15 protein-coding genes are annotated in these 17674 nt (G+C 71.4%); 12 read left to right on the top strand and 3 right to left on the bottom strand.

What is annotated here, in order from left to right; translation table 11 throughout:
* Positions 1–116 precede the first annotated feature (116 nt).
* Positions 117–818, bottom strand: a complete 702-nt coding sequence (locus ACYSMR_RS01195; RefSeq protein ID WP_251334275.1) for a GntR family transcriptional regulator — start codon at positions 816–818, stop codon at positions 117–119.
* A gap of 102 nt (positions 819–920) precedes the next feature.
* Here ACYSMR_RS01195 and purU (ACYSMR_RS01190) point away from each other — a divergent pair, with 102 nt between their 5' ends.
* The 4 genes from purU (ACYSMR_RS01190) (at position 921) to ACYSMR_RS01175 (ending at position 6024) form a co-directional block, all read left to right on the top strand.
* Positions 921–1841, top strand: a complete 921-nt coding sequence (gene purU, locus ACYSMR_RS01190) for a formyltetrahydrofolate deformylase (RefSeq protein WP_309125093.1) — start codon at positions 921–923, stop codon at positions 1839–1841.
* Positions 1842–1883: 42 nt separating this feature from the next.
* Positions 1884–4376 (top strand): GcvT family protein, encoded by a 2493-nt coding sequence (locus tag ACYSMR_RS01185; protein WP_251334277.1) that lies wholly within the window; start codon positions 1884–1886, stop codon positions 4374–4376.
* Between the two features lie 143 nt (positions 4377–4519).
* Positions 4520–5143 carry a cyclodeaminase/cyclohydrolase family protein gene (locus ACYSMR_RS01180; RefSeq protein WP_251334278.1) on the top strand — a complete coding sequence of 208 codons (624 nt, stop codon included), beginning with the start codon at positions 4520–4522 and terminating at the stop codon, positions 5141–5143.
* Positions 5140–6024: a bifunctional 5,10-methylenetetrahydrofolate dehydrogenase/5,10-methenyltetrahydrofolate cyclohydrolase gene (locus tag ACYSMR_RS01175; RefSeq protein ID WP_461747124.1), complete on the top strand. Its 885-nt coding sequence runs from the start codon at positions 5140–5142 to the stop codon at positions 6022–6024. Before ACYSMR_RS01180 ends, ACYSMR_RS01175 begins: the two co-directional genes overlap by 4 nt.
* Position 6025: 1 nt before the next feature.
* Here the strand turns inward: ACYSMR_RS01175 and ACYSMR_RS01170 are convergent, their stop codons facing one another.
* Together ACYSMR_RS01170 and ACYSMR_RS01165 are read right to left on the bottom strand one after the other, a co-directional pair.
* A complete protein-coding gene (locus ACYSMR_RS01170; RefSeq protein ID WP_251334280.1) occupies positions 6026–6691 on the bottom strand; it encodes a GntR family transcriptional regulator in 666 nt (221 codons plus the stop codon).
* Between the two features lie 419 nt (positions 6692–7110).
* Complete coding sequence (locus ACYSMR_RS01165; RefSeq protein WP_251334281.1) at positions 7111–7782, bottom strand: GntR family transcriptional regulator; 672 nt, start codon at positions 7780–7782, stop codon at positions 7111–7113.
* A gap of 131 nt (positions 7783–7913) precedes the next feature.
* Here ACYSMR_RS01165 and glyA point away from each other — a divergent pair, with 131 nt between their 5' ends.
* From glyA to ACYSMR_RS01125, 8 genes are all read left to right on the top strand, one after another.
* Positions 7914–9206, top strand: a complete 1293-nt coding sequence (gene glyA / locus ACYSMR_RS01160; protein WP_251334282.1) for a serine hydroxymethyltransferase — start codon at positions 7914–7916, stop codon at positions 9204–9206.
* The gene (locus tag ACYSMR_RS01155) at positions 9206–10423 is read left to right on the top strand and encodes a sarcosine oxidase subunit beta family protein (RefSeq protein ID WP_251334283.1); all 1218 of its coding nucleotides are present in this window, start codon (positions 9206–9208) and stop codon (positions 10421–10423) included. Before glyA ends, ACYSMR_RS01155 begins: the two co-directional genes overlap by 1 nt.
* A gap of 14 nt (positions 10424–10437) precedes the next feature.
* Positions 10438–10758 (top strand): sarcosine oxidase subunit delta, encoded by a 321-nt coding sequence (locus ACYSMR_RS01150; RefSeq protein WP_251334284.1) that lies wholly within the window; start codon positions 10438–10440, stop codon positions 10756–10758.
* On the top strand, positions 10755–13673 hold the full coding sequence (locus tag ACYSMR_RS01145; protein WP_461747123.1) for a sarcosine oxidase subunit alpha family protein: 2919 nt from the start codon (positions 10755–10757) through the stop codon (positions 13671–13673). The genes ACYSMR_RS01150 and ACYSMR_RS01145 overlap by 4 nt, the downstream gene beginning before the upstream one ends.
* Positions 13666–14322: a sarcosine oxidase subunit gamma gene (locus ACYSMR_RS01140; RefSeq protein WP_251334286.1), complete on the top strand. Its 657-nt coding sequence runs from the start codon at positions 13666–13668 to the stop codon at positions 14320–14322. Before ACYSMR_RS01145 ends, ACYSMR_RS01140 begins: the two co-directional genes overlap by 8 nt.
* The gene (locus ACYSMR_RS01135) at positions 14322–15722 is read left to right on the top strand and encodes an L-serine ammonia-lyase (protein ID WP_461747122.1); all 1401 of its coding nucleotides are present in this window, start codon (positions 14322–14324) and stop codon (positions 15720–15722) included. The genes ACYSMR_RS01140 and ACYSMR_RS01135 overlap by 1 nt, the downstream gene beginning before the upstream one ends.
* A 55-nt stretch (positions 15723–15777) precedes the next feature.
* Positions 15778–16620, top strand: coding sequence for a formyltetrahydrofolate deformylase (gene purU, locus ACYSMR_RS01130; RefSeq protein WP_251334301.1), 843 nt, complete (start codon positions 15778–15780; stop codon positions 16618–16620).
* A 453-nt stretch (positions 16621–17073) separates the two neighbouring features.
* Entirely contained in the window at positions 17074–17655 is a 582-nt protein-coding gene (locus ACYSMR_RS01125; RefSeq protein WP_461748052.1) for a chorismate-binding protein, read from the top strand.
* Positions 17656–17674 lie beyond the last annotated feature (19 nt).

The following is a 17674-nucleotide window of genomic DNA, read 5'->3' as shown; positions in this document are numbered from 1 at the left end:
GGGGAGGGGCCGGGCCCGTTGGCTGCGCCCGGGCGGAGCCGGTCCGCCCCCTTGCTCGTCCGCTCCGGCCCGCGCGAGGCCGGAGCGGGCGGCACGCCCGGGCGCACGACGACCTGTCATGCCGCGAACAAGGCCGAGCGCACCGCCACTTCGAAGCCTTCGATGTGGTGGCGAGCGAGCCCGGAGGCCCTGTCCTCGTTGCCGTCGATGACTGCCTGCAGCAGCTCGAAGTGCTCGTGGACGTGCTCGGTCAGGCGGGGCAGCTGGTCGATGACCAGGCACCAGATCCGGGTGGCGAGGTTGTTGTAGCGGATGAGAGTGTCCTCCAGGTGCGGATTGCCCGCGGCCTGGTAGACGGCCCGGTGGACCATGGCATCGCAGGCCAGGATCTCCGTGACGCTGGCGCGGTCGATGTCGAAGGCGCCGACCTGCTCCCGGATCCCGGCCAGCTCCGAGCGCATGGAGGGGGTGGCCACCCGGGCGGCACGAGCGGCGGCCAGCGGCTCCAGCTGCAGCCTGATCTCGGAGACATACGCCAGATCGGTGATCTCCACACGCGTGGCGAAGGTCCCCCGCTTGGGGTAGCTCACCACCAGGCGGTCGACCTCGAGGCGCTTCAGGGCCTCCCGCACCGGTGTGCGCCCCATGCCCAGGCTCCTGGCCAGGACCTCGTCGTTGATGGGCTCGCCGGGGCGGATCTGCAGGGTCAGCAACTGGTCGCGGATGGCCGCATATGCGGTCCCGGCCAACGACGCCCGCTGCGGTGATGTCCGCTCTGCCCCGATGCTGCCCACGGTCACGGGTCCTCCCAGCTTCATTTCCGGCCGACCCTTGACCGGTCGGCCGGTGTTACCTACGCTACAGGAAAGTCTAATATATAAGTCGCACACTTCAGGTGTACATGTGTTGAGGAGGCTTCCATGACTCTCGTGGAGAAGGTTGAGGCACCGGTCGGCCACCAGGCGGCTCCTGCGGACGCGGCCACCGGGGAGACCCGCTGCCAGTTCGTGTTCGCCGCCAGGTGCCCCGACCGGCCGGGAGTGGTCCACGCCGTCACGAAGTTCCTGCTCGACCAGGGCTGCAACATCAAGGAGCACCAGCAGTTCGACGATCCGGTGCGCGGCGTCGTGCATCTGCGGACCGCCTTCACCGGATCGCCCCGGCTGACCCGTCGAGGACTGGAGCAGGACTTCTCCTCCATCGCGGAGCAGTTCGGCATGAGCTACAGCTTCCACGACCCGACTCCGCCGCGGCTGCTGGTCATGGTCTCCAAGAGCGGGCACTGCCTCAACGACCTGATCTTCCGCTGGCGCGCCGGTGGCCTCGGCGGTGAGATCGCCCTGGTCGTCTCCAACCACGACGACCTGCGCCCCATGGCGGAGGCCGCAGGACTGCCCTACCTCCACATCCCGGTCACTGCCGAGACCAAGGACGGCGCGGAGCGGCAGCTCCTGGCCCTCGTGGAGGAGCACCGGATCGACCTCGTCGTGCTGGCCCGCTACATGCAGATCCTGTCCGACGACCTCTGCCGGGCGCTGGCGGGCCGGGCCATCAACATCCACCACTCGTTCCTGCCCGGCTTCAAGGGGGCCCGGCCCTACCACCAGGCCTACGCCCGGGGCGTGAAGCTCGTCGGTGCCACCGCTCACTACGTCACGGCCGACCTCGACGAGGGCCCCATCATCGAGCAGGAGGTCATCCGCGTGGACCACACCCACGATCCCCGCGCGCTGGCCACGGTCGGCCAGGACGCCGAGGCCCTGGCTCTCTCCCGTGCGGTTCGCTGGCACTGCGAGCACCGCGTGGTCCTGGACGGTGCCAGCACCGTCGTCTTCCGCTGAACACCAACAGTTTCCTCATCGCACCCATCTCAGGAGAAACACATGTCCAGTTCACCGCGCATCGTCATCATCGGCGCCGGGATCGTCGGCACCAACCTGGCCGATGAGCTCGTCGCCCGCGGCTGGAACAACATCACCGTGCTCGACCAGGGCCCGCTGAACATGCCCGGTGGTTCCACGTCCCACGCACCGGGGCTGGTCTTCCAGACGAACCCGTCCAGGACCATGACCAAGTTCGCCAACTACACCGTCGAGAAGCTGAAGTCCCTCCAGCTGGACGGCACGAGCTGCTTCAACCAGGTCGGCGGCCTGGAGGTGGCGACCACCGAGACGCGATGGGCCGACCTGCACCGCAAGCACGGGTACGTCGCCTCGTGGGGGATGGAGGGGCGGCTGCTGAGCCCGGCGGAGTGCAAGGCGCTCTACCCGCTGCTCGACGAGGAGCTGCTGCTCGGCGGCCTGCACGTGCCCAGCGACGGCCTGGCCCTGGCGGCTCGCGCCGTGCAGCTGCTGATCCAGCGGACCACCGAGGCCGGGGTCACCTACTGCGGCTCCACGGAGGTCGTGGACGTGGAGCAGTCCAACGGACGCGTCACGGGTGTCCGCACCGCCGACGAGGTCATCCCGGCCGACATCGTGGTCTCCTGTGCCGGTTTCTGGGGTCCCAGGATCGGGCAGATGGTCGGGATGGACGTGCCGCTGCTGCCCCTGGCCCACCAGTACGTCAAGACCACCCCGGTGGAGGACCTCAAGGGCCGCAACGAACTGCCCAACGGTGCCGGCCTGCCGATCCTGCGCTTCCAGGACCAGGACCTCTACTACCGCGAGCACGGTGAGCGCTACGGCATCGGCTCCTACGCCCACCGGCCGATGCCGGTGGACCTGGACGACCTGGGGGCCTTCGCCCCCACGGAGATCGACGAGCACCACATGCCCTCCCGGCTGGAGTTCACCACCGAGGACTTCCTGCCCGCCTGGGAGGCCTCCAAGCAGCTGCTGCCCGGCCTGCGCACCAGCGAGATCGAGGACGGGTTCAACGGCATCTTCTCCTTCACCCCCGACGGCGGTCCGCTCATGGGCGAGTCCTCCCAGGTCGAGGGCTTCTACGTCGCCGAGGCGGTGTGGGTGACCCACTCCTCGGGCGTGGCCCGGGCGATGGCCGAGCTGATCACCACGGGGCGCTCGGAGACCGATCTGGGGGAGTGCGACGTGAACCGTTTCGAGGAGGTGCAGCTCAGCCCCTCCTACGTCAGCGAGACCTCCCAGCAGAACTTCGTGGAGATCTACGACGTCCTCCACCCGCTGCAGCCGCGCCTGTCCCCGCGTGACCTGCGGGTCAGCCCCTTCCACGCACGGCACAAGGCGCTGGGGGGCTACTTCCTGGAGTCGGGCGGCTGGGAGCGGCCGTACTGGTTCGAGTCCAACGCCCGGCTGCTGAAGGAGCTGCCGACGGAGTGGCGCCCGCCGGCCCGGGACGCCTGGTCGCAGATGTTCAGCTCGCCCATCGCCGCTGTCGAGGCGTGGAAGACGCGCACGGCCGTGGCCATGTACGACATGACGCCGCTCAAGCGCCTGGAGGTCTCCGGCCCCGGCGCCCTGGCCCTGCTGCAGCGGCTCAGCACCGGGAACATGGACAAGAAGCCCGGCGCGGTGACCTACACCCTGCTGCTGGACGAGGCCGGCGGGATCCGCAGCGACGTCACCGTCGCCCGCCTGGACGACCGGACGTTCCAGGTCGGGGCCAACGGCAACATCGACCTGGCCTACCTCACCCGCGAAGCGCGCGCGCAGACCGAGGGCACGGTGCCCGGGGGGTGGGTCCAGGTGCGCGACACGACCGGTGGGACCTGCTGCATCGGGCTGTGGGGTCCGCTGGCCCGTGAGGTCGTCTCGGCCGTCAGCGACGACGACTTCTCCAATGACGGCCTGCGCTACTTCCGCGCCAAGAAGGCCCGCATCGGCGGGGTGCCCGTGACCGCCATGCGCCTGTCCTACGTGGGGGAGCTGGGCTGGGAGATCTACACCAGCGCCGACAACGGCCAGCGTCTGTGGGACGTGCTGTGGGAGGCAGGACAGCGCCACGGGATCATCGCCGCGGGCCGGGCCGCCTTCTCCGCGCTGCGCCTGGAGAAGGGCTACCGGTCCTGGGGCGCGGACATGACCACCGAGCACAACCCGTACGAGGCCGGGCTGTCCTTCGCCGTGAGCGCCGCCAAGGAGTCCTTCGTCGGCAAGGACGCCCTGGAGGGCCTCAGCGAGGACACCGTGGACCGGCGGCTGCGCTGCCTGACGATCGACCGGACCCAGTCCGTCGTGCTGGGCAAGGAGCCCGTCTTCCACCAGGGCGAGCCCGTCGGCTACGTCACCAGCGCCGCCTACGGCTACACGGTGGGCAAGCCGATCGCCTACACCTACCTGCCGTCCTCGGTCCGGATCGGCGACACGGTGGAGATCGAGTACTTCGGCACCCGCATCCCTGCCACGGTGACCGCTGACCCGCTCTACGACCCGGAGATGAAGCGCCTGCGCGGCTGACCCGAGCCGCCACGCCGATCTCCCCAGACCTGCGGCCCTGGCCCTGCCTCGCCACCGGGGTCAGGGCCGCAGACCACCTCCGCCGCGGAGACCGTCCACGACGGCTGCCGCCGCCCACCACCGTCCAACGAAGGGATCAGACCATGATCGGCTCGGAAACCATCAACGACTATCTGTCACGCCTGGCGTCCCGCGCGCCCACGCCGGGAGGCGGGGCCGCGGGGGCGCTGCACGCGGCCCAGGGCGCCGCCCTGATCGCCATGGTCGCGCGCTACACCACGGGCGCCAAGTACGCCGAGCACGAGGACCGGTCCCGCAGGATCGCCGCCCGGGCCGACGAGATCATCCCGGCTACGATGCAGGTGGCCGACGAGGACGAGAAGGCCTTCGCGGCGGTGATCGCCGCCTACGGCCTTCCCCGGGTCTCCCCGGGCGACCGCACCGCGAGGTCCGCGGCGATCCAGGAGGCCACCGTCATGGCCGCTGCTCCGCCCCGCCGGCTGATCGAGCTGGCGGAGGAGGTCGTCGAGCTGGGGCAGGAGCTGGCGGAGATCAGCAACCCCCAGGTGATCAGCGACGTCGCCGCTGCCTGTGAAGCGGCCCGGGCCGCGATCGCCACCGCCCTCATCACCCTGGACATGAACATCGGCGCCATCAAGGACGAGCGGACGCAGGCCGAGTTCAAGAAGGAGGTGCGCCGGGCCGACAACGCCATCGTCCTGGCGCAGGCAGTGTCCGACCGCGTGCGGGAGAAGGTGGCCGCATGAGCGCGCTGCCCCTGGCCGGGGCTCCGGTCGCGCAGAAGCTGCGGGCCGAGACCGCCGAGAACGTCAGCAGGCTCCGCGGGAGCGGTGTGGTCCCCCGGCTGGCCGTCGTGGTGGCCACGGACAACGAGGCCACGCTCTGGTACGTCCGGTCCATCGCCCGGGCGGCCGAGAAGGCCGGCGTGGAGTGCGCGGTCGTCGACCTCGGCGCCGACGCGCGCGCAGAACGGATCGCCTCCGAGCTCACGCGCCTGAGCGCCGACGACGCCACCCACGGGGTCATCCTGCAGACCCCGCTGCCGCCGGGCGTGGACGCCGACGAACTGATCGGCGCCATCGACGCGGGCAAGGACATCGACGGCGCCAATCCTCTGAGCCTGGGGCGTCTGACCGTGGGCCAGGACGCGTTCGCCCCCGCCACGGCCCGCGCGGTCGTGGAGATCCTGGAGCACTACGACGTGCCCGTCGCGGGCCGGCACGTCACCGTGGTGGGCCGCTCGGCGGTCGTCGGCAAGCCTCTCCTGCAGCTGCTGCTGCAGCGCGACGCCACGGTCACCGTCTGCCACTCCCGGTCCCGGCCCCTGGACCGGTACACGCGTGAGGCGGATGTCGTCGTGGCCGCAGTCGGCCGCCCCGATCTGCTCACCGGCGACCAGGTGCGTGCGGAAGCCGTGGTCGTCGACGTCGGCACCAACGTCCTCGAGGACGGGCGGCTCGTCGGGGACGTGGAGCCCACCTCGACGGCCGCCGTCGCCTCCGCCCTCACGCCGGTTCCCGGCGGCGTCGGCACGGTGACCACGGCCCTGCTCGTGCTGCACACCACGCAGGCAGCGCTGCAGCTGAGCGAGGCCCCGGCCGCCGCGGCCGCCCGCTGCGGAGGCTGAGTCACAGCACCTGGCGGATGTGGGTCTCGAAGTCCCGGACATGGTTGAACATGATGGTGCCGGCCTCCTCGGGGTCGCCCTCCAGGACGGCCGTGAGCAGGGCGTGGTGGACGCTGATGTGCTCCTGGAGCGCGGGCAGCCGGTCGGCGACCACGCACCAGATGCGTGTGGCCAGGTTGCTGTAGCGCTCCAGGGTGGCTCGTAGGTGGGAGTTGCCGGCTCCCACGTAGACGGCCCGGTGGATGCCGATGTCCCAGCGCAGGGCTTCATCCCCGCCCAGCTGCGCGGTTCCCTGGGCCAGCACCTCGTCGCGGAGCTCCTCCAACTGGGGCCGGGCCGCCCCGCCCCGGCGTTCCGCCGCCAGGCGGGCCGCCAGGGGTTCGAGGACCTCGCGCACCTGGGAGATCTCCGACAGGGCCGTGATGTCCACGGTCGTCGCGAACGTGCCGCGGCGCGGATAGGTCACCACGAGGTGTTCGGACTCCAGGCGCTTGATGGCCTCCCTCAGCGGCGTCCGTCCCACGTTGAGCTCCTGGGAGAGGCGCCCCTCGTTGAGCGGCGCTCCCGGAGGGATGTCGAGGAAGATCAGCCGGTCCTGCAGCCGGAGGAACGCCTGCTCGGCCAGGGAGAGGGGGTGGTCGGGGGTTTCGGTGGGCGTGAGGGACATGACGGGACTGCGCGCCTTCCGGTCGCGTCGGAGGAAGCGCAGTGGCGGGACGGCCCGGGACGCAGGCTCCGCGTGTGCCGCCCTCCTCCATACCAAAGTTCGGGGACTAATACGGGCACAGTATATGAAACCGCGGGTGGTCAGTGCTCCGTGCGGATCGGTGGGGCGTCGTCCCGGTCCCCGGGACCTCGGAGGACGACCTCCCCGCACTCCCGAACAGCGGGGCGCCGGACACCCCGAAGTCCGGTCGGCCGTCACCCGGCGGGCATCTCCCGGGTTCCTCGGGCAGTCCGGCCAACACGTCGGAGCAGGCATGGCGGACCCGCTGCGGGGCGGATCGGAAGGGCCGCGCTGCTGGAAGGGGAGAGGCCTCCCGGGAGGAGCCCGGAGGAGACCCCCGTCCGGGGCCCCGCCGGTGATCACAGGGCGGTGCGCATGGTGTGCTCGAAACTGGTGACGTGCTCGAGGGCCAGCTCGGCGGCCAGGTCGCCCCGGCCGGCGATGATCGCCTCCAGCAGCTCCACGTGCTCGTGCGCATGGCCGGGCGCCAGGGGCACCCGGTCCAGCACCAGGCACCAGATGCGGGTGGCGAGATTGTCCAGCCGCACCAGCGTCTCCTCCAGGTGGGCATTGCCTGCGGCCTTGTAGATCAGGCGGTGGACGGCGAGGTCCGTGCGCAGGAAGGCCTGTTTCGTCGGGGCCTCCTCCGTCAGGCCCTCGAGGGTGTCGACCAGCGCTCGCAGTTGTTGCCGGACGTCCACAGGGGCTGCCAGCGCGGCCTTGTGCGCCGCCAGCGGCTCGAGGTGGCGCCGCAGTTCGGACACGTCGGACAGCTCGGTGATGTCGACCTTGGTCGCGAACGTGCCGCGGCGAGGGTACGACACCACGAGATGGTCGGTCTCCAGCCGCTTGAGCGCCTCCCGGACGGGCGTGCGGCCGACCCCGAGCTCGGCGGCCAGCTGGACGTCGTTGAGCGGGGCGCCGGGGTGGATCTCGAGCATGGTCAGGCGATCGCGCAGCTCGCTGTAGGCCTGGTCGGCCAGCGAGGCGGGCGCGGTGCCGGTATAGCCGCTGACGGCGATCGCACTCATGACGTCACACCTCGTTCCTGGGGCCTTCCGGGGACCCATTGACACCACTTTCCGGCTTAGCATACCGTAGAACCACATCTGATATATCAACTACGTATGAGAAATCCACCACTACTCCTAGGAGCGCTGGGATGCCGGACCTGACCACCCACCTTGCCGCGGCCGACGCCGAGATCGCGGCGGCCATCGACGCCGAGCTGCACCGTCAGCAGTCCACGCTGGAGATGATCGCCTCGGAGAACTTCGCCCCCCTCGCCGTGATGGAGGCCCAGGGCTCGGTGCTGACCAACAAGTACGCCGAGGGCTACCCGGGCCGGCGCTACTACGGCGGCTGCGAGCACGTCGACGTGGTGGAGCAGCTGGCGATCGACCGGCTCAAGGCCCTGTTCGGCGCCGAGCACGCCAACGTCCAGCCGCACTCCGGGGCCCAGGCCAACGCCGCGGCCATGGCCGCGCTGCTGAACCCCGGGGACACGATCCTGGGCCTGGACCTGGCCCACGGCGGGCACCTGACCCACGGGATGAAGCTGAACTTCTCGGGCAAGCTCTACCGGGTGGCCGCCTACGGTGTCTCGGCGGAGGACCACCGGATCGACATGGCCGAGGTGGAGCGCCTGGCCCGTGAGCACCGCCCGAAGCTGATCGTGGCCGGCTGGTCGGCCTACACGAGGCAGCTGGACTTCGCGGCGTTCCGCCGCATCGCCGACGAGGTCGGGGCCTACCTGATGGTCGACATGGCCCACTTCGCCGGGCTGGTCGCCGCGGGCCTGCACCCCAACCCGGTGCCCTACGCCGACGTGGTCACCTCCACCACCCACAAGACCCTGGGCGGTCCGCGCGGCGGGGTGATCCTCAGCAAGGCCGAGTACGCCAAGAAGATCAACTCCGCGGTGTTCCCCGGCCAGCAGGGCGGCCCGCTGGAGCACGTGATCGCGGCGAAGGCGGTGGCCTTCAAGTACGCGGCCGGCGAGGAGTTCGCCGACCGCCAGGCCCGGACCCTGGAGGGCGCGAAGATCCTGGCCACCCGGCTGCTCTCCCCGGACGTGATGGCCACCGGGATCAGCCTCGTCAGCGGGGGCACGGACGTGCACCTGGTGCTGGTGGACCTGCGCCACTGCGAGCTCGACGGCCAGCAGGGCGAGGACCGGCTGCACAGCATCGGGATCACGGTCAACCGCAACGCGGTCCCCTTCGACCCCCGTCCGCCCATGGTCTCCTCCGGGCTGCGGATCGGGACCCCGGCCCTGGCCACCCGCGGCTTCGGGGCGGAGCAGTTCACCGAGGTCGCCGACATCATCGCCGAGGCCCTCATCGCCGCCCCCGGGGCGGACCTGAGCGACCTGCGGGACCGGGTCGCCGCCCTGGCCGGCGCCTTCCCGCTCTACCCGACCCTGTCCGCCCCGGTCCTGAACGGAGTCTCCTGATGGCTGATCTGCTCCCCGAGCACCCCGACTTCCTCTGGCACAACCCGGACCCCAAGCCCTCCTACGACGCGGTGATCGTCGGCGGCGGGGGCCACGGCCTGGCCACCGCCTACTACCTGGCCTCCCGCCACGGCATGACGAACATCGCGGTGCTGGAGCGCGGCTGGCTGGCGGGCGGGAACATGGCGCGCAACACCACGATCATCCGCTCCAACTACCTCTGGGACGAGTCGGCCGCGATCTACGAGCACTCCCTCAAGCAGTGGGAGGTCCTGCCCGAGGAGCTCGACTACGACTTCCTCTTCTCCCAGCGCGGGGTGATGAACCTCGCGCACACCCTGGGCGACGTGCGCGAGTCGGTGCGCCGGGTCAACGCGAACAAGCTCAACGGGATCGACGCGGAGTGGATCACCCCGGAGCAGGTCAAGGAGCTGTGCCCGATCATCAACCTCGACGACGGGCTGCGCTACCCGGTCATGGGCGCCACCTACCAGCCGCGGGCCGGGATCGCCAAGCACGACCACGTGGCGTGGGCGTTCGCGCGCAAGTGCGACGAGCTGGGCGTGGACATCATCCAGAACTGCGAGGTCACCGGGTTCCTCAAGGACGGCGACCGGGTGGTGGGCGTGGAGACGTCCCGCGGGATCATCCACGCCGGCAAGGTGGGCCTGTGCGGGGCCGGGCACTCCTCGGTGCTGGCGGAGCTGGCCGGGTTCCGGCTGCCGATCCAGTCGCACCCCCTGCAGGCGCTGGTCTCGGAGCTGCACGAACCGGTGCACCCCACCGTGGTGATGTCCAACCACGTCCACGTCTACGTCTCCCAGGCCCACAAGGGCGAGCTCGTCATGGGGGCGGGGGTGGACGCCTACAACGGCTACGGCCAGCGCGGGGCCTTCCACGTGATCGAGGAGCAGATGGCCGCGGCCGTGGAGCTGTTCCCGATCTTCGCCCGCGCCCACGTGCTGCGCACCTGGGGCGGGATCGTCGACGTCACCCTGGACGCCTCGCCCATCGTGTCCAAGACCCCGGTGGACCAGATGTACGTCAACTGCGGCTGGGGCACCGGCGGCTTCAAGGGCACCCCGGGGGCCGGGTACACCTTCGCCCACACCATCGCCACCGACGAGCCGCACCCGCTCAACGAGCCGTTCTCCCTGGAGCGGTTCGAGACCGGGATCCTGATCGACGAGCACGGCGCCGCCGCCGTGGCCCACTAGGAGAGAGACCCACGATGCTGCTGATCGAGTGCCCCAACTGCGGGCCGCGCGACGAGACCGAGTTCCAGTACGGCGGAGAGGCCCACGTGCCCTACCCCGAGGACCCGTCCCAGCTCTCCGACAAGGAGTGGGCCGAGTACCTCTTCTACCGCAACAACCCCAAGGGCCTGCTCGCGGAGCGCTGGGCGCACTCCGTCGGGTGCCGGCGCTGGTTCAACGTGGTGCGCGACACCGTCACGTACGAGATCAAGGCCGTCTACCGCATCGGCGAGCCCCGGCCTGCCGTGCAGACCGGTCAGCCCCAGTCCCAGCCCCAGATCGGAGGTGCCCGATGACCGCCCAGCCCAACCGCCTCTCCCCGGGTCGCGTCGACGGCAACAGCATCGACCGCGACGCCCTCGTCCGCTTCACCCTGGACGGGAGGGAGCTCACCGGATTCGCCGGGGACACCGTGGCCTCGGCGCTGCTGGCCCACGGGGTCGTCAGCTGCGGGAACTCGATGTACCTCGACCGCCCCCGCGGGATCCTGGCCGCCGGGGTGGAGGAGCCCAACGCGCTGGTGAAGGTCACCGCCCGCTCTGCGGCGGACGTGGACGAGTCCATGCTGCCGGCCACCACGGTGGAGCTCACTGACGGCCTGTCCGCCACGTACCTGCGCGGGCTGGGGCAGCTCGATCCCCGGAAGGACGAGGCCTACTACGACCACAAGCACGTCCACACCGACGTCCTCGTCGTCGGGGCCGGCCCGGCGGGGCTGACCGCCGCCCGCGAGGCGGCCCGGACCGGCGCGCGGGTCCTGCTCATGGACGAGCAGCCCCAGGCCGGCGGGTCGCTGCTGTCCGGGCGCGCCGAGGAGATCGACGGGCAGCCCGCCCTCGCGTGGGTGGGCGAGACCCTCGCGGCCCTCGACGCCGAGCCCGAGGTGACGGTGCTGAACCGCACCACGGCGTTCGGCAGCTACGACAGCAACTACGTCGTCGCCGTCCAGCGGCGCACCGACCACCTCAGCCCCGACCAGCGGGCGGCCGTCGGAGCCGGGGTCTCCCGGGAGCGGATCTGGCACGTGCGCGCGGGTCAGGTCGTGCTCGCCACCGGCGCCCACGAGCGCCCCGTCGTGTTCGCCAACAACGACCGGCCCGGGATCATGCTCGCCTCCGCGGTGCGCACCTACCTCAACCGCTACGCCGTCGCCGCCGGCAGCCGGGTGGTGGTGGCCACCACGAACGACTCCGCCTACGCCCTGGTGGAGGACCTGGCCGCCGCCGGCGTGGAGGTGGCCGCCGTGGTCGACTCCCGTCCCGAGCAGAGCGCCCGCGCCGCCAGCACCACCGGGGTGCGGGTGCTCGCTGGCTGCGCCGTGGTCGACACCGCCGGGGACGGGGAGGGCGGGCGGCTCAGCGCCGTGACCGTCAGCGCCCTCGACGAGTCCGGGGAGCTGACCGGTCCCACCACGACCGTGGACGCCGACCTGCTCGCCGTCTCCGGCGGGTGGACCCCCGTGGTCCACCTGCACAGCCAGCGGCAGGGCCGGCTGCGCTGGGACGAGACCCTCGCCGCGTTCGTGCCCGCCCTGCCGGTGCGCGACCAGCAGACGGCCGGGGCGCTCAACGGCACCCTGGACCTGGCGGGCTGCCTCGGCGAGGGGGCGCGGGCCGGTGCCGAGGCCTCCTGCCGTGCCGGCTTCGACACCTCGGCCCAGGAGCCGAGCGCCGCCCCGCAGACGTTCGCCGCGCCCCGGCCGCTGTGGCTGGTGCCCGGTCCCGACGGTGGGTCCTCCGACTGGACCCGTCACTTCGTGGACCTCCAGCGGGACCAGACCGTGGCCGACGTGCTGCGCTCGACCGGGGCCGGGATGCGCAGCGTCGAGCACGTGAAGCGCTACACCTCGATCTCCACGGCCAACGACCAGGGCAAGACCTCCGGGGTCAACGCCATCGGCGTCATCGCCGCCGCGCTGAAGGACCCCGACGTGGGCGGGATCGGCACCACCACCTACCGGGCCCCGTACACCCCGGTGGCCTTCGCCGCCCTGGCCGGACGCCGGCGCGGGGACCTGTTCGACCCCGCGCGCCTGACGTCCATCCACCCCTGGCACCTGAGCCACGGGGCGCTGTTCGAGGACGTGGGGCAGTGGAAGCGCCCCTGGTACTACCCGCAGGAGGGCGAGGACATGGACGCCGCCGTGCTGCGCGAGTGCGCCGCCGTGCGCACGGGCGTGGGGTTCATGGACGCCACCACCCTGGGCAAGATCGAGATCCGGGGGAAGGACGCCGGGGAGTTCCTCAACAGGATCTACACCAACGCCTTCAAGAAGCTCAAGCCGGGCATGGGCCGCTACGGGGTGATGTGCACCCCCGACGGGATGGTCTTCGACGACGGCGTGACCCTGCGCCTGGACGAGGACCGCTACCTCATGACCACCACCACCGGCGGCGCAGCGAAGGTGCTGGAGTGGCTGGAGGAGTGGTCCCAGACCGAGTGGCCGGAGCTCGACGTGGTCTGCACCTCGGTCACCGAGCAGTGGTCCACCGTCGCGGTGGTCGGACCGAAGTCCCGCGCCGTGATCGCCGAGCTGGCCCCGGAGCTGGACGTGTCCAACGAGGCCTTCCCCTTCATGGCCTTCCGCGAGACGACCCTGGCCTCCGGGATCCCTGCCCGGATCGCCCGGATCTCCTTCTCCGGGGAGCTGGCCTTCGAGATCAACGTGGCCTCCTGGTACGGGCTCACCGTGTGGGAGGACGTGGCGGCGGCGGGCGCGAAGTTCGGGATCACCCCGTACGGGACCGAGACCATGCACGTGCTCCGTGCCGAGAAGGCCTTCCCCATCGTGGGCCAGGACACCGACGGCACCGTCACCCCGCACGACCTGGGCATGGACTGGGTGGTGTCCAAGACCAAGGACTTCATCGGCAACCGCTCCTACGCCCGTCCCTCCGCCACCAGCGACGACCGCAAGCAGCTGGTGGCCGTGCTGCCCACCGACCCCGCCTTCCGCCTGCCCGAGGGCGCGCAACTGGTCAAGGCCGGCACGCCCATCACCCCGCAGGCCGCCCCGGTGCCCATGGAGGGATACGTGACCTCCAGCTACCGCAGCGCGGCCCTGGGCCGCACCTTCGCCCTGGCCCTGGTCAAGGGCGGGCGTGCTCGCATCGGCGAGACCCTCCAGGCGCCCCTCGACGGGACCCTGGTCGACGTCGTCATCGCCGAACCCGTGCTCTACGACCCCGAAGGGAACCGCCGAGATGGCTGAGCAGCTCCTCACCGACATCACCACCCTGCGCCGCAGCCCCCTGAGCCACCTCCACCAGCAGCTGGCGGACGCGGCCGTCGCGGGGGAGCGGGGCGTGTCCCTGCGCGAGATCCCCTTCCTGACCATGGTCGGGATCCGCGTCGACCCCGCCACGGCCGCCGCCGGCGCGCTGGCCGCCAAGGCCGGGGTTCCCCTGCCCGCAGGCCACGGGGCCGTCACCGGCACCCCGGGCGGCACCGCCGTCCTCTGGCAAGGACCCGACGAGTTCCTGCTCGTGGGCCCCGAGGAGCCGGCGGGTGCGGCGGCCGGGCACTCCGGTCTCCCGGGCGATCCGCGTGCCCAGGAGCTGGTCCGCGCCCTGGGCCAGGAGCCCGGCCAGGTCGTCGACCTCTCCGCGAACCGCACCACGCTGGAGCTGTCCGGGCCCTCCGCCCGGGCCGTGCTGGAGAAGGGCTGCCCGATGGACCTGCACCCCCGGGTCTTCGCCGTGGGCACCGCCGTGGCCACCACCCTCGGCCCGGTCCAGGTGGTGCTGTGGCGCACCGCGGAGCAGACCTGGCGCATCATGCCGCGGCCCTCCTTCGCCGAGTACGTCGCCCGGTGGCTGCTGGACGCCATGACCGAGTTCGCGTCCCCCGAGGTGCCCTGATGGCCCTGTCCGCCCTGGACCTGTTCTCCGTGGGGATCGGGCCCTCCTCCTCCCACACCGTGGGACCGATGCGCGCAGCCCGTCTGTTCGCCGAGGGGCTGCGCGCGGACGCACTGCTGGACTGCGTGGTCAGGGTCCGTTCCGAGCTCTACGGCTCGCTCGGGGCGACCGGGTGGGGCCACGGCTCCGACAAGGCGGTCATCCTGGGCCTGCAGGGCCAGGACCCGGAGACCGTGGACACCGACACCGCCGACGACCAGGTGCAGGCGAGCACGGACCGCGGGCAGCTGTGCCTGGCCGGGACCCACCCGATCGCCTTCGACCGCTCCGGGGACGTGGTGCTGCACCGGCGCAAGTCCCTGCCCGCCCATCCCAACGGCATGACCTTCTTCGCCTACGCGGCCGACGGCGGCCTGGTGCGCGAACGCACGTACTACTCCGTGGGCGGCGGCTTCGTCGTCGACGGGGACGCAAGCGGTGCGGACCGGGTCGTGGCCGACACCACCGAGGTGGCGCACTCCTTCACCACCGGCGCTCAGCTGCTGGAGATCTGCCGCCGCGAAGGGATGAGCATTGCCGAGGTGATGGCCGCCAACGAACGCTCCTGGCGCTCCGATGCGGACACCCGGGCGGCGCTGCTGGGCATCTGGGCGGTGATGCAGCAGTGCGTGGAGAACGGGTGCACCCGCACCGAGGCCACGCTGCCCGGGGGCCTGAAGGTCAGACGCCGGGCCCCGGCCCTGCGGGCGCGGCTGCGGGCGAGCGAGGAGGTCGCGGCCGCCACGGGGAGCCCGGTCGCGGACCCGCTGCAGGCCATGGAGTGGATCAACCTCTACGCCCTGGCCGTCAACGAGGAGAACGCCTCCGGCGGCCGGATCGTCACCGCTCCGACCAACGGGGCCGCCGGCATCATCCCGGCCGTGCTGCACTACTACGCCCGCTTCGTCCCCGGCGCCGGCGAGGACGGGGTGGTGACCTTCCTGCTGACGGCGGCCGCCATCGGCATCCTCATCAAGGAGAACGCCTCCATCTCCGGGGCGGAGATGGGGTGCCAGGGCGAGGTCGGCTCGGCCTGCTCCATGGCCGCCGCCGGCCTGTGCGCGGTGCTCGGCGGGACCCCGGAGCAGGTGGAGAACGCCGCGGAGGTCGGCATGGAGCACAACCTCGGCCTGACCTGCGACCCCGTGGGCGGGCTGGTGCAGATCCCCTGCATCGAGCGCAACGCCATCGGGGCCACCAAGGCGGTCAACGCCGCCCGCCTGGCCATGCACGGGGACGGCGAGCACAAGGTCTCGCTGGACCAGGTCATCAAGACCATGCGCGAGACCGGCAACGACATGAAGATCAAATACAAGGAGACCTCCCGTGGTGGCTTGGCCGTCAACGTCATTGAGTGCTGAACAGCAGCGTCCGCAGGTCGATCAGAAGACCGCCCCCGGGGCGGCGAACGAACTCGTGCTGACCCTGGACTGCCCCGAGACCCTGGGCATCGTCCACGCGGTGAGCGGAGTGCTCGTCGACCACGGGTGCAACATCGTCGAGCTCACCCAGTTCGACGACCGCCGGCTCGGCCACTTCTTCATGCGCGTCCACGTGGCCTCGGCCACGGGGGAGGCGCTGGACCGGGAGGCTCTGCTGGCGGACCTGGCTCCGGTGGCGGAACGGTTCGGGATGCGATGGGAGCTCAACGAGCACGGAGCCAAGCGGCGTGTGCTGGTGATGGTGTCCAAGTTCGGCCACTGCCTCAACGACCTGCTCTTCCGCGCCCGGACGGGCGAGCTGCCCGTGGAGATCGTGGCGGTGGTCTCCAACCACCGCGACCACCAGCGACTGGTGGAGTGGCACGGCATCCCGTTCTACCACCTGCCCGTCACCCCGGAGACCAAGCCGGAGGCGGAAGCCCGGCTGCTGGAGCTGGTGGATCGCCTGGAGGTGGACCTCGTGGTCCTGGCCCGGTACATGCAGGTGCTCAGTGACTCCCTGGCGACCCGCATGGAGGGGCGGGTGATCAACATCCACCACTCGTTCCTGCCCAGCTTCAAGGGCGCCAAGCCCTACCACCAGGCCTACGACCGCGGTGTGAAGACCGTGGGCGCCACCGCCCACTACGTCAACGCCGAACTCGACGAAGGGCCCATCATCGCTCAGCAGGTGGTGCAGGTCGACCACACCTACGGACCGGAGGAGCTCGTCGCCGCCGGCCGGGACACCGAGTGCAAGGCGCTGTCCAACGCCGTGAAGTGGCACTGCGAGGGACGGGTCGTCCTCCACGGGAACAAGACCGTCGTCCTGCGCTGAGAGCGCGGTCCCACCTCATCCCGTTCCGGGCGCCCCGAGGACTCCCCGAGCTCCTCGGGGCGCCCGCCCCGTCGTGGTCCTCCACCGCGTGCCCCTTCCGGGGCATCCGCTGCCACGCCACCTCCCGACCGGCCGCTCCAGTTCCCAGGGGTCAGGACCGGTGATCTGCGACGACCGCTCTGCCCCGGACCGACCCGATCCGGCTCCGTGAGGCTGCAACCACCGCGGCCGGTGCGCTGCGGAGGGTCCCGGCCGCTCGACCTCGTCGGTGCGCGCCCTCCTCCGCCGACGCGCCCGGGAAGGGCGGCAGGCAGTTCTCCCCGGAGCCGTTCCTGCGCCGCGTGGGCGACGAGGTGCTCACCTGTCCCGCCCAGGGCGCCGCACCGACGGGTTCCGATCCCGCCGCCCTGTACTCGCCGGCCGAGACCAGGGCCGTGGACCACATGATCGTGGATCTCCTCCGGAACCACCTCCCCGCGCCGGCGTGCCGCAATCCGTGGTCGCCCACCCGTCCCACGGGCGGAGCCCCGCACTGGAGTCCGGCACCGGGTGGCCGACGTCCACGGCCCCTTGCGACGCGGCCTGGACGACGGCGGTCCGATGCGGGCGACCTTCCCACCGGGCGCCTGCACCGCAGCGCCCGGGATCCGCGCGACGGAGATCATCCATTGCCTCCAACCACCAGCACGAGACGTGTGCACCCGGGCCACGGGCTGCATCAGCCCGGTGGCCGGGACGGCGCCCGATGCCGCGATCCGCACCTTCGAGCTCCCAGGCTCCCGGGTGCGGCAGGGCCTCGGAGGAGACCTCGGTCAAGGCCGCGCCCCTGCCGAAAGCCGTGGGCGCCCGGCTCGATGCCGCAACGGGTCCGGAGCGGGCGGAGGCCCGCTCGGGAGCCGTGGAGCTTGCCCGGGGAACTGCGCCGACAGCGCAGGACGGTCGGTGGGGGCACGGCTGGCAGGCCATCGACGGTCACATCGCGCCTCGAGGGTGCGCGAACGGTCCCGACCTCTGGCCCCGCAAGAATATAAGTGATATATCTGTTGGCGACAGC

This window comes from Kocuria sp. U4B, assembly GCF_054875615.1.
Note: the sequence above shows the minus strand (reverse complement) of the source record. Positions and strands in the feature narration are given on the sequence as shown.